At 45.6% G+C, this 11,084-nt stretch carries 12 protein-coding genes and 4 pseudogenes; 8 read left to right on the plus strand and 8 right to left on the minus strand.

What is annotated here, in order from left to right; genetic code table 11:
• The 4 genes and pseudogenes from A7090_RS27340 to fadR all read right to left on the minus strand — a co-directional run.
• A pseudogene (locus A7090_RS27340) lies at positions 1 to 1,026 on the minus strand (autotransporter outer membrane beta-barrel domain-containing protein); the annotation flags it as partial.
• A gap of 181 nt (positions 1,027 to 1,207) precedes the next feature.
• Positions 1,208 to 1,654: a S6 family peptidase gene (locus A7090_RS27345; RefSeq protein ID WP_446718730.1), complete on the minus strand. Its 447-nt coding sequence runs from the start codon at positions 1,652 to 1,654 to the stop codon at positions 1,208 to 1,210.
• Between the two features lie 87 nt (positions 1,655 to 1,741).
• A complete protein-coding gene (locus tag A7090_RS27350) occupies positions 1,742 to 2,215 on the minus strand; it encodes a S6 family peptidase (protein WP_446718731.1) in 474 nt (157 codons plus the stop codon).
• 588 nt (positions 2,216 to 2,803) lie between these two features.
• Entirely contained in the window at positions 2,804 to 3,520 is a 717-nt protein-coding gene (fadR, locus tag A7090_RS19750; RefSeq protein ID WP_105275282.1) for a fatty acid metabolism transcriptional regulator FadR, read from the minus strand.
• Between the two features lie 222 nt (positions 3,521 to 3,742).
• Here fadR and nhaB point away from each other — a divergent pair, with 222 nt between their 5' ends.
• The 4 genes and pseudogenes from nhaB to A7090_RS19770 all read left to right on the plus strand — a co-directional run.
• Positions 3,743 to 5,284, plus strand: a complete 1,542-nt coding sequence (gene nhaB, locus A7090_RS19755) for a Na(+)/H(+) antiporter NhaB (RefSeq protein ID WP_105275283.1) — start codon at positions 3,743 to 3,745, stop codon at positions 5,282 to 5,284.
• A 145-nt stretch (positions 5,285 to 5,429) separates the two neighbouring features.
• A complete protein-coding gene (gene dsbB, locus A7090_RS19760) occupies positions 5,430 to 5,960 on the plus strand; it encodes a disulfide bond formation protein DsbB (protein WP_105275284.1) in 531 nt (176 codons plus the stop codon).
• Positions 5,961 to 6,111: 151 nt separating this feature from the next.
• Positions 6,112 to 6,237 (plus strand): annotated as a pseudogene (locus tag A7090_RS19765) (IS1 family transposase); the annotation flags it as partial.
• A 1-nt stretch (position 6,238) separates the two neighbouring features.
• Positions 6,239 to 6,356 (plus strand): annotated as a pseudogene (locus A7090_RS19770) (IS1 family transposase); the annotation flags it as partial.
• An 84-nt stretch (positions 6,357 to 6,440) separates the two neighbouring features.
• On the opposite strand, the gene A7090_RS19775 reads toward A7090_RS19770, so the two are convergent.
• The 3 genes from A7090_RS19775 to A7090_RS19785 all read right to left on the minus strand — a co-directional run bounded on the left by A7090_RS19775 (position 6,441) and on the right by A7090_RS19785 (position 8,003).
• On the minus strand, positions 6,441 to 6,887 hold the full coding sequence (locus A7090_RS19775) for a YcgN family cysteine cluster protein (RefSeq protein WP_198599598.1): 447 nt from the start codon (positions 6,885 to 6,887) through the stop codon (positions 6,441 to 6,443).
• Positions 6,888 to 6,978: 91 nt separating this feature from the next.
• Positions 6,979 to 7,638, minus strand: coding sequence for a fumarylacetoacetate hydrolase family protein (locus A7090_RS19780; RefSeq protein WP_105275286.1), 660 nt, complete (start codon positions 7,636 to 7,638; stop codon positions 6,979 to 6,981).
• Between the two features lie 71 nt (positions 7,639 to 7,709).
• Complete coding sequence (locus tag A7090_RS19785; protein ID WP_105275287.1) at positions 7,710 to 8,003, minus strand: YcgL domain-containing protein; 294 nt, start codon at positions 8,001 to 8,003, stop codon at positions 7,710 to 7,712.
• Between the two features lie 55 nt (positions 8,004 to 8,058).
• Between A7090_RS19785 and A7090_RS27355 the strand changes: the two are divergent.
• Positions 8,059 to 8,208, plus strand: a pseudogene (locus tag A7090_RS27355) (hypothetical protein); the annotation flags it as partial.
• On the opposite strand, the gene A7090_RS19790 reads toward A7090_RS27355, so the two are convergent.
• A complete protein-coding gene (locus tag A7090_RS19790; protein ID WP_105275288.1) occupies positions 8,188 to 8,556 on the minus strand; it encodes a YcgJ family protein in 369 nt (122 codons plus the stop codon). The pseudogene A7090_RS27355 and the gene A7090_RS19790 sit on opposite strands and share 21 nt — an antisense overlap.
• Before the next feature lie 519 nt (positions 8,557 to 9,075).
• Between A7090_RS19790 and minC the strand changes: the two genes are divergently transcribed.
• The 3 genes from minC to minE are packed head-to-tail and all read left to right on the plus strand — an operon-like array spanning position 9,076 to position 10,877.
• Positions 9,076 to 9,771, plus strand: coding sequence for a septum site-determining protein MinC (gene minC / locus A7090_RS19800; protein ID WP_105275290.1), 696 nt, complete (start codon positions 9,076 to 9,078; stop codon positions 9,769 to 9,771).
• Positions 9,772 to 9,794: 23 nt separating this feature from the next.
• Positions 9,795 to 10,607, plus strand: a complete 813-nt coding sequence (gene minD / locus A7090_RS19805; protein ID WP_105275291.1) for a septum site-determining protein MinD — start codon at positions 9,795 to 9,797, stop codon at positions 10,605 to 10,607.
• Positions 10,608 to 10,610: 3 nt separating this feature from the next.
• Positions 10,611 to 10,877, plus strand: a complete 267-nt coding sequence (gene minE, locus A7090_RS19810) for a cell division topological specificity factor MinE (protein ID WP_105275292.1) — start codon at positions 10,611 to 10,613, stop codon at positions 10,875 to 10,877.
• Positions 10,878 to 11,084: the final 207 nt, after the last annotated feature.

Below are 11,084 nucleotides of genomic sequence, written 5' to 3' on the forward strand. Positions count from 1 at the left end.
AACAGCATTCTGAGAGGTCACACTCACGGAACTGTCATAAGCCTCAATACCACCGGTGAATTTATTGCCAATATCCAGTACTGAGTGGTTATTTAGCGTAACATTTCCAAAATAACTGCTGCTTTCAGGAGAAACAGACACACCATCTTTAATATCCTGCCGAAAATCGAAGCCATCTCCCGTGATGTTTTTACCGTCATACATATCAATATGTACTTTTGTATCTTTTCCACTTAAAGACAGAGTGGAATTATTGGCAGAAATATCACCAACAACAATGGTATTACGGCCAACGATAAAATCTGAATTTATAAGATTCAATGTTTTGAACTTAAACAGACGATTTTCCCAGTCAGGTTGATTAAATGACGAAACCTGATTATTGGTCTTGTAGTCTGTGTTGTTGTTTTTATTCGCAGCATTTTCCTGTTGCTGTATGCCTGATACATAATCCTTGTCACAAAGAATTCCAGGAATCTGACAGGAAGCCCCACCCTCTCTAAAAACAGCATGAGATGTAGCATGTCCCTGCATGGTGAGTTGGCTATTCTTAATGTTAATGTCATTTGTAATATCGACATTACCGTCCAGAATCAGGCGACTATTATCATTTTTGGTATCAAACTGGTGGTTTATCTCTGTATTCCCTGAAACAGAGCCATGATACATATAGCTTGACTGATTATTAACAGAAAGAACCGCTTTCTGCACAGCACTATTTGTTATGAGTGCTCCCGCATCTGTCGCTGCAATTTTATTAAAACTCTGGTCATGACCATTCAAATCCAGAGTGCCACCATTTTCAGTAAAGAAAATACCTCTATAGTCATTATTCTGGTTAAGTGCTGCAACATTATTAATTTTTACAACACCATGACCACTGGCCATATAAATATTATTAAATGCATTGGCGCTATTTAATACAACAACGCCATTGCCAATTTTCAGATTATTACCTTGAGAAACATTAACATTCAGCGTACCTGCACCAATTTTATGCAGGTTATCACCAGCACCCCCTTTCACATTCCAGTCGACTGTAGTATTTTCACCAATATCCAGTCCGGCACCTTTGAATGTTTTATTATTACCAGTGACAGCGTAATGATGCCCGGCATCAAAAATGAGACCGCCAGAGCCAATGTTTACGTCATTGTCAAAATTAATATTTCCACCACCACTAAAACTTAGATCTTTATAGTTATTATTATTTTTTTTCCACTGATGTTTTATTGCCAGCTAACGTAAAGCTGTCACTATCGAGCGACATTGTATTATTGTTTAACTGGACTTTTTGCGTAAATTTGTTTTTTAAACCATTAACCGTATTTTCATCATACTGATTCAGAATAGACCAAATATTGGTACCATCGTTTGCTATCCCATACAGAGTACCAAGCATAACCCATTCTTTTTTTACATTATCGTACAGATAGAATCCAGAACCACTATCGCCACCGGTGGTTTCATTATAAAAAGGAGTGGTATTATTATATGGTCTTTTATTATCCCAGTTTAGCTGAAACATTGAGGCGCTTAACAAAAGAGGATTATATACCTGTCCTGTATCATATTTGTTACCATTTTGAACAGTAGACGTTGTTCCGGCCCCTACCCTAAAACCAATGATTTTTTTCTCACCATTGATCTCCACACCATAACGCTCAAGAGCCTCATGACTATTGAGCGAAAAGTTTACTGAATTTTTTACACCTGTTGTTTCTACAACAAACTTATCAAGTCAGGTTACTGCAAAATCTCCACTCGTCATCCGGTCTATATATTTATATGAACTTTGCCCCCAGTTTTGAGTGCTTACGGCATGATGAGCAGTTCCGTTATGGGTTGCGGTAACACTATATGCCCCCCCAATAGATGTAGTTGCACCTTTATTTGAGGCTGGTGAGAAATCGGGAATTGGGACTTTTGGGAAATTGAACGTCTGACCATTCTTGAGTTGAATTGATACATCAGTCGCCCCTGCTTTAAATACACCCTTATTTTGTGCGAGATCTAAATAATCTCTTGCCCAAACATCATTGATATTTAGCTGAGCAGCCTGTGCAGTGCTAAAAAAAACACCACACAATGATAATTTTAATAATGTCAAAGGAGTGCTGCGGACTGCTTTTTTAATGACTCTGGATGCCAGTTCGGATACTACAATAAGTCCACCGGTTACATGACTGTACTTTAAAGAGTAAATTTTATTCATAGTCTTTGTATATCCTGTTTTCATCACCAGCTTCAGGGTCCATTACGAAACAAATATGATAAAAACAACTCTGCTATTTACAATAAAGCTCTCAACCATAAGAGCCATGCACCGATACCAATACCTTATGAAAAATAAAAAATCAACCAGGTAAATCATCAAAAAACAAAAGGAATTATTTTTTTGTTTTATATTTATTAGTTTTTCATTAAAAACATAAAAAATAATAAAGTGGTATTCAATAATGCCTGTGTCTGCGATACAGTAAAAGCGCTCAAAATTGGTGTTTGAATCTCCACAGGGTTAATAGATACTTCAGAGTCATTGAAGATACCTTAAAGGGAAGTGCCTTAAGGCGCTTTTTGAAATTCTCAAGGTTGTGCCCATGATTTTACAGGCTTTAGATACATTGCTGAGTTCTTCAGCCAGATTGAGCAAACCGGCTTTGAGTTTGATGACGGAATTGGTAGATTGGTAGTATGAGAGTTACCTCGTGTTTTGTATAAGGATTCGACACCCATAGCAAAATCGGTAACTCTCAACCTTTCAAGGCCATATGTCAGATCAAGTTGCGACTAATACAGATTATCACCCCTGAATGGCTAAATCACCCGGCAGATTTTTCTGCATCCGGTGCCAAATCTCACCACTCTCATGCCCATAGCGACGCACTGTTTCATACACCTGATCGTGCGCGCCTTCACTGCACAACGTTGACAGCTTGTGGTAGAAGCCCAGCGCCAGACAGCGTGCTTCCGGATTGGCGAAATAGTGACGACCAATGCGCGTATACAACCCTTTCATCCCGTTAAGGATCAAACCATAAATCGGGTTGCCGGAAGCAAACGCCAGGCCGCGGAAAATGTTGTAATCCAGCTCGGCAAAGGCGTCGGCGTGATCGGCCACTTCATTAGCGGTAGCCAGCACTTCTTGCGCTTTATCGGGATGCTGACGAAACGCGGTGCGAATAAAAATAGTTGAAATATTGGTACGCACCGACAGCAAATTATCAATAAGCTGCGGCACACTTTCGTGATCCAGTCGCGCCAGTGTTTCAAGGATATTTAAACCGGAGGTTTCCCAGAAATTATTCACTTTCGTCGGCTTGCCATGTTGAATGGTCAACCAGCCATCTCGTGCCAGACGCTGTAACACCTCACGTAACGTAGTACGCGTTACGCCAATTAATTCTGAAAGTTCACGTTCTGCGGGCAAAATAGTCCCGGGTGGGAAGCGGTTATTCCAGATACTTTCAATAATGTACTCTTCCGCGAAACCCGCCGGACTTTGCGCCTTAATGACCATAGTGAGATTTCCATAACACAGCAAAACAAAGTTGGACTCATCATACCAGAGGGCTAACTACGCTGATAGCAGACAAAAAGAAGAAAAAAGGGATCAAGGCTTCATTTTCTGCATCTCTTTTCTCCAGATCATCAACACTTGCCTCGCTCCCCTCCTGACCGTTAAGCTTTGCGTTCTAAGATAAAAACATCATTGATTATTTGTAAGGTAAGGGAAACCATCATGGAGATCTCCTGGGGCCGTGCGCTATGGCGCAATTTTTTGGGCCAGTCCCCCGACTGGTACAAACTCGCCCTCATCATTTTCTTAATCGTAAATCCGTTAATTTTCCTCATCAGCCCTTTCGTCGCTGGCTGGTTGCTGGTAGCGGAATTTATTTTCACTCTGGCGATGGCTCTGAAATGCTACCCGCTGCTCCCCGGTGGTCTGTTGGCTATCGAAGCGGTATTCATCGGCATGACCAGCGCGGAACACGTCCGTGAAGAGGTGGCGGCAAATCTTGAAGTCTTGCTGTTGCTGATGTTTATGGTGGCGGGTATCTATTTTATGAAACAGTTGTTGCTGTTCATATTTACCCGTTTACTGCTAAGCATTCGCTCCAAAATGCTGCTGTCGCTCTCTTTTTGCATGGCGGCGGCGTTCCTCTCCGCGTTCCTCGATGCCTTAACCGTCGTGGCGGTGGTGATCAGCGTTGCAGTCGGTTTTTATGGTATTTATCACCGCGTAGCCTCTTCCCGTACCGAAGATACCGACCTGCAAGACGATAGTCATATCGACAAGCATTACAAAGTGGTTCTGGAACAGTTCCGTGGCTTTCTGCGCAGCCTGATGATGCATGCTGGTGTCGGCACCGCATTAGGCGGCGTGATGACCATGGTGGGCGAACCACAAAATCTGATCATCGCCAAAGCAGCTGGCTGGCATTTTGGTGATTTTGTTCTGCGCATGTCGCCGGTGACCGTTCCAGTTCTGATTTGTGGCCTGTTAACCTGCCTGTTGGTGGAGAAGCTGCGTTGGTTTGGCTACGGTGAAACGCTGCCTGAGAAAGTCCGCGAAGTGCTGCAACAGTTTGACGATCAAAGCCGCCTCCAGCGTACTCGTCAGGATAAAGTTCGTCTGATTGTCCAGGCGATTATCGGCGTCTGGTTGGTGACTGCGCTGGCGTTGCATCTGGCAGAAGTTGGCCTGATTGGTTTGTCGGTCATTATTCTGGCGACATCATTGACCGGTGTCACGGATGAACATGCTATCGGCAAAGCCTTCACCGAATCTCTGCCTTTCACCGCGCTGTTGACGGTGTTTTTCTCGGTCGTCGCGGTGATTATTGACCAGCAACTGTTCTCACCGATCATTCATTTTGTCCTACAGGCATCGGAACACGCCCAGCTGTCGTTGTTCTATATTTTCAACGGCCTGCTGTCATCTATTTCGGATAACGTCTTCGTGGGAACGATCTATATCAACGAAGCGAAGGCAGCCATGGAGAGTGGTGTTATCACACTGAAGCAATATGAACTTCTGGCCGTCGCCATTAACACCGGCACCAATCTGCCCTCCGTCGCGACGCCGAACGGACAGGCGGCGTTCCTGTTCCTGCTAACCTCTGCACTCGCGCCATTGATTCGTCTCTCTTATGGTCGCATGGTGTGGATGGCTCTGCCCTATACCCTCGTACTGACGGTTGTCGGGTTACTCTGTGTTGAGTTTACACTTGCCCCTGTAACCGAATGGTTTATGCAAATGGGCTGGATAGCCACGCTTTGATAACAACTCACCGGGCATATAAATGCCCGGTTTGCCTTTTCGCCCGATAATTGTCCAGTTGCGTCCTATTTCTACTGCCTCCTGGTGGCACAGCGAATGAATTGGTTTACACTGCGCACTCTATGCATATTGCAGGGAAATGATTATGTTGCGATTTTTGAACAAATGTTCACAAGGCCGGGGCGCGTGGCTGCTGATGGCGTTTACTGCTCTGGCACTGGAACTGACAGCACTGTGGTTCCAGCATGTGATGTTACTGAAACCTTGCGTGCTCTGTATTTATGAACGCTGCGCATTATTCGGCGTTCTGGGTGCTGCGCTGATTGGCGCTATTGCCCCGAAAACTCCGCTGCGTTATGTAGCGATGGTTATCTGGTTGTATAGTGCGTTCCGCGGCGTGCAGTTAACTTACGAGCACACCATGCTTCAGCTCTATCCGTCGCCGTTTGCGACCTGTGATTTTATGCCTCGTTTCCCTGACTGGCTGCCGCTGGATAAATGGGTGCCGCAAGTATTTGTCGCCTCTGGCGATTGCGCCGAGCGGCAGTGGGAGTTTTTAGGCCTGGAAATGCCGCAATGGCTGCTCGGTATTTTTATCGCTTACCTGATTGTCGCGGTGCTGGTGGTGATTTCCCAGCCGTTTAAAGCGAAAAAACGTGATCTGTTTGGCCGCTAATCCAATCAGCGCTCCTGTGAGAGCGCTTTTTTCCTGCCGCTATATTTATTTGACCCGCAGTAAATCCGTACTTCGTGTTGTATAAGGTGGTGAAAGGGTAATGTCTCTAATTAGTTGAATTGATGTATAATGCCGCTTTTGAGGTTTTCTTATAGCCAGCGTTATTGTTCATTGTCCCCGTTGTCAGTCTGCTCAGATCTACCGCCATGGTCAGAATCCTAAAGGTCGTGACCGGTTTCGCTGTCGTGACTGCCATCGTGTGTTTCTGCCTCCCTACAGAACGTAACAACCTGACGTAGAGAACTCGCATCAAGCGTCTGGCCCGAAATCTCACGCTCAATAGAGCTGCATGAAAAGGTTATCGGGGCCTTTATTGAAAAATACATGTTCTACTAATTGGATGCACTACCAACAGGGCTACGGAATGGCGAGTGACCCGACGTATATTCAGAAAGCGCTCATCAACATCTATTAAAGGTATCACTGCGCCCAGTCAGGTTTATTTAAGATATGCTCCTGCCAGTCGATCACTTCTGATTCTTTCACTGCAATATGACGCACAGAGATGCGTTCGCCGTGCATTGCCGCTTTCGAGCCAGTAAGTAGCGGATGCCACGCAGGTAAATCTTGACCTTCTGCCAGCAAGCGATAAGCGCAAGTCATTGGCAGCCATTCGAATGTTGGCAGATTTTCACGGGTTAATTTAATGCAGTCGGGTTCAAACTCGAAACGACGCTCGTAGTTCCGACATTGACAGGTTTTAATATTAAGCTGGCGACAGGCGACGTTAGTGAAGTAGATTTCGTCGGTGTCTTCATCCATCAGTTTATGCAGGCAACACTGACCGCAACCATCACACAACGACTCCCATTCCGCATCGCTCATTTCGTCCAGGGTTTTACTTTGCCAGAAAGGTACATCGCTCATCAGGAGTTCCACCATTACGTTAAAACGCACCTTATAACCAGTCTGGCACAGCGATGCAAGTTTTGCCGCCGCTTTCAGGCGGCAAAAAGTATTACAAAACGCGTGTTGTCAAAGAATGACCATCGACAGTGACTGTCAGCTCATCACCGCTTTGCAACGGGCCGACACCATCAGGTGTTCCTGTCAGCACAACGTCACCGGCCTTGAGAGTAAAGAACTTGCTCATATAAGCGATCAGCGGAACAATTTTATGGATCATGTCCGCTGTCGAACCTTGCTGGCGTTGTTCACCGTTTACGCTCAGGCCCAACGTTATATTTTGCGGATCGCCGGTGAATTCTGCCGCTGGAATAAACCCGGAAAGCGGACAAGAGTTATCAAACGCTTTGGCCTTCTCCCACGGCTGCCCGGCATTCTTCATTTTTCCCTGAACATCACGCAATGTCAGATCGAGCGCCACGCCGTAACCGGCAATTGCTTTGCGTACATGCTCTTCCGTAGCCTGACGCAGCGTCGCGCCAATCAACACCGCCAGTTCGACTTCATGATGAACTGAACCGAAATCGGATGGGATCGCCAATGGCTGCCGCAGATCGCACAGTGCCGTTTCTGGTTTAATAAACAGTACTGGCTCTTCGGGCACTGCACTGCCCATCTCTTTAATATGTTTGGCATAGTTACTGCCAACACAGACTACTTTACTCACCGGATAATCCAGCAGCGCACCTTGCCAGTTGTGATGTTGATACATAACGTTCCCCTCACCTTATCGTGGATATGAAAACCCGCGCCGACAAAGATAATGCCACCGCCGGATATCGGTTATTTGTTAGTGTCGTCTGTTTTCTGCCCCATGACGGCAAGATGTTGCTTCAGCAAATCTTCGGGGGGTGGCGGTAACTGCAAATAGTAACCTTGCTCAGTTAATGCCTGTTTAACCTTTTCAATATCGGCATTGACCAGTTTCTTCCGCCCATCCAGCGGCAGAATCATCGCTAACTGAGGCTGACCAAAACCTTTCATCAGTTCCTCAGGAACACGCGAAAAATCGTCTTTTTTTTCGACATATAAATAGGTCTGGTCACGCTTGCTGCTTCGATAAATCACACAAAACATACTTTTACTCTTTTAGATGCCAGGTTTTGGCATAAGCTAACATCAATGAAACCCGCGCCACAAGCCAGCTGTAGATTTCTGCGGTTTGTTAAGTCCATGCACCCTTTATAAGTCATCCCCCGGCAAATATGAGCTGCGAGTGCTGCAAACCCGAAACGACGCCCGTAAAAACAAAACTAAAAAATCACTCACGACACATGAATAACATCTCTGTGGCGGTTTGATTGATTTTTCCACTCCGCTTACCATCCATACCAAAATAACGATCATCACGACATAATTTTTCTTTAACATCGCAAAATATACCGTTAGAGAATGTAAACTGGCTGGGATCGTAGCCTTGTACTGATTGTAAGTTTTCAGCGGCTTTTTCACCGAGATATTTCCTTGTTAACGCCAGGGAAATCCCATCTGAGTCAACACAAATATACGGGTCGCAAACAACGCCACACATCGGAGATTGAAGTCTGCCAGCATCATTTCCAGACGCCATTGATGAGAACATCATCCCCACACCTGACAATCCGATATAAAAAATACGCATCATACTCATAGCACATCCTGATAATCCAACCGTGCAACACTTATGCTCATTTCATCATCAATCCATAATCAAAACCGCTGACCTGGGTGAGTTACGATGACCTGACAGAAGTATCAGACGTCTTCTGCGGTTTCTATGATAGCGCAATTCTGCGGCAGATATTAAGATAACGGCTTTCTGTTCTTTAATGATGCGGCTAAAAATGGAAAGTGAAGAAAGCCTGACGTGGTGAAAAAACACGCTCGCCTCAACACTGGATATTTAAACAGGTCTGAAGATGCGGTCACGATTAGGATGCAGAAAAAGAAAGGGGAAATAAGAACAATCAAAAGTACGACGGCAATAGGTTGATTGACAAGGGGATTTTTTAAGCTATGAATCAGCGCCATTTATCACAGAATAGACTTTTACTCTGAATAAATGGGAGGGTGACTTGCCTCAATATAATCCAGACTATAACATGCCTTATAGTCTTTGGAACATCATCGCGCACAGGCGGTGATTAATAGCTAATTGAGTAAGGCCAGGATGTCAAACACGCCAATCGAGCTTAAAGGCAGTAGCTTCACTTTATCTGTGGTTCATCTGCATGAGGCAGAACCTAAAGTTATCCATCAGGCGCTGGAAGACAAAATCGCTCAGGCCCCCGCATTTTTAAAACATGCCCCCGTTGTACTCAACGTCAGTGCACTTGAAGACCCGGTAAACTGGTCAGCGATGCATAAGGCGGTTTCAGCAACTGGTTTGCGGATTATTGGCGTAAGTGGCTGCAAAGATGCGCAACTTAAAGCCGAAATTGAAAAGATGGGGCTGCCTATCCTGACGGAGGGAAAGGAAAAAGCGCCGCGTCCAGCTCCCGCACCGCAGGCTCCAGCGAAAAATACAACACCGGTCACAAAAACGCGTTTAATAGATACCCCGGTGCGTTCCGGTCAGCGTATTTATGCTCCACAATGTGACCTGATTGTTACAAGCCATGTTAGCGCTGGGGCTGAGTTGATTGCCGATGGTAACATTCATGTCTATGGCATGATGCGCGGTCGTGCGCTGGCTGGGGCAAGTGGTGATCGGGAAACGCAAATATTTTGTACGAACCTGATGGCGGAACTGGTATCCATCGCAGGTGAATACTGGCTGAGTGATCAAATCCCAGCAGAATTTTATGGCAAAGCGGCGCGACTGCAGTTAGTCGAAAACGCTTTGACTGTTCAACCGTTAAATTGATCCCTTTTTAACAAGGAATTTCTATGGCACGCATTATTGTTGTTACTTCGGGCAAAGGGGGGGTTGGTAAGACAACCTCCAGCGCGGCCATCGCTACTGGTTTGGCCCAGAAGGGAAAGAAAACTGTCGTGATAGATTTTGATATCGGTCTGCGTAACCTCGACCTGATTATGGGTTGTGAACGCCGGGTCGTTTACGATTTCGTCAACGTCATTCAGGGCGATGCAACGTTAAATCAGGCGTTAATTAAAGATAAGCGTACTGAAAATCTCTATATTCTTCCGGCATCGCAAACACGCGATAAAGATGCCCTTACCCGTGAAGGCGTCGGCAAAGTTCTTGATGATCTGAAAGCGATGGATTTTGAATTTATCGTTTGCGACTCCCCGGCAGGGATTGAAACCGGTGCGTTAATGGCACTCTATTTTGCAGACGAAGCCATTATTACCACCAACCCGGAAGTCTCCTCTGTACGCGACTCTGACCGTATTTTAGGCATTCTGGCGTCGAAATCACGCCGCGCAGAAAATGGCGAAGAACCGATTAAAGAGCACCTGCTGTTAACGCGCTATAACCCAGGCCGCGTAAGCAGAGGTGACATGCTGAGTATGGAAGATGTACTGGAGATCCTGCGCATCAAACTCGTCGGCGTGATCCCTGAGGATCAATCAGTATTGCGCGCCTCTAACCAGGGTGAACCGGTCATTCTCGACATTAACGCCGATGCGGGTAAAGCCTACGCAGATACCGTAGAGCGTCTGTTGGGAGAAGAACGTCCTTTCCGCTTCATTGAAGAAGAGAAGAAAGGCTTCCTCAAACGCTTGTTCGGAGGATAAGTTATGGCATTACTCGATTTCTTTCTCTCGCGGAAGAAAAACACGGCTAACATAGCAAAAGAACGTCTGCAGATTATTGTTGCTGAACGCCGTCGCAGCGATGCAGAGCCACATTATCTGCCGCAGTTGCGTAGAGATATTCTTGAGGTCATTTGTAAATACGTACAAATTGATCCTGAGATGGTAACCGTACAGCTTGAGCAAAAAGATGGCGATATTTCTATTCTTGAGCTGAACGTGACCTTGCCGGAAGCAGAAGAGCTGAAATAATCCCGCTATAAAAACGTATTTATCTTCAAGGCAGAGTCATCTCTGCCTTGAGTTTTTCGTCCCTCTCATCCACGTTTGGTAAGAGCGGTGAGTATTCTGGCTGATGCTACTCATTGCGATTTCCCCCTTTACACCTGAATGCTGTTCGTAAGCGGCTCGTCAGAACCGTATTGATATTTACTGAGAGCTCAGATCAACTTTCCAGGG

The sequence above is a fragment of the Escherichia sp. MOD1-EC7003 genome (assembly GCF_002965065.1).
In the GTDB taxonomy this organism is placed as follows: Bacteria; Pseudomonadota; Gammaproteobacteria; order Enterobacterales; family Enterobacteriaceae; genus Escherichia.

Excerpts from the sequence above, each read along its gene's own strand:
- A7090_RS19790 (WP_105275288.1), bottom strand. The coding sequence starts at position 8,556 with ATGAGTATGATGCGTATTTTTTATATCGGATTGTCAGGTGTGGGGATG.
- dsbB (WP_105275284.1), top strand. The coding sequence starts at position 5,430 with ATGTTGCGATTTTTGAACAAATGTTCACAAGGCCGGGGCGCGTGGCTG.
- A7090_RS19780 (WP_105275286.1), bottom strand. The coding sequence starts at position 7,638 with ATGTATCAACATCACAACTGGCAAGGTGCGCTGCTGGATTATCCGGTG.
- minC (WP_105275290.1), top strand. The coding sequence starts at position 9,076 with ATGTCAAACACGCCAATCGAGCTTAAAGGCAGTAGCTTCACTTTATCT.
- minE (WP_105275292.1), top strand. The coding sequence starts at position 10,611 with ATGGCATTACTCGATTTCTTTCTCTCGCGGAAGAAAAACACGGCTAAC.
- fadR (WP_105275282.1), bottom strand. The coding sequence starts at position 3,520 with ATGGTCATTAAGGCGCAAAGTCCGGCGGGTTTCGCGGAAGAGTACATT.
- minD (WP_105275291.1), top strand. The coding sequence starts at position 9,795 with ATGGCACGCATTATTGTTGTTACTTCGGGCAAAGGGGGGGTTGGTAAG.
- A7090_RS19775 (WP_198599598.1), bottom strand. The coding sequence starts at position 6,887 with ATGAGCGATGTACCTTTCTGGCAAAGTAAAACCCTGGACGAAATGAGC.
- nhaB (WP_105275283.1), top strand. The coding sequence starts at position 3,743 with ATGGAGATCTCCTGGGGCCGTGCGCTATGGCGCAATTTTTTGGGCCAG.
- A7090_RS27350 (WP_446718731.1), bottom strand. The coding sequence starts at position 2,215 with ATGAATAAAATTTACTCTTTAAAGTACAGTCATGTAACCGGTGGACTT.
- A7090_RS19785 (WP_105275287.1), bottom strand. The coding sequence starts at position 8,003 with ATGTTTTGTGTGATTTATCGAAGCAGCAAGCGTGACCAGACCTATTTA.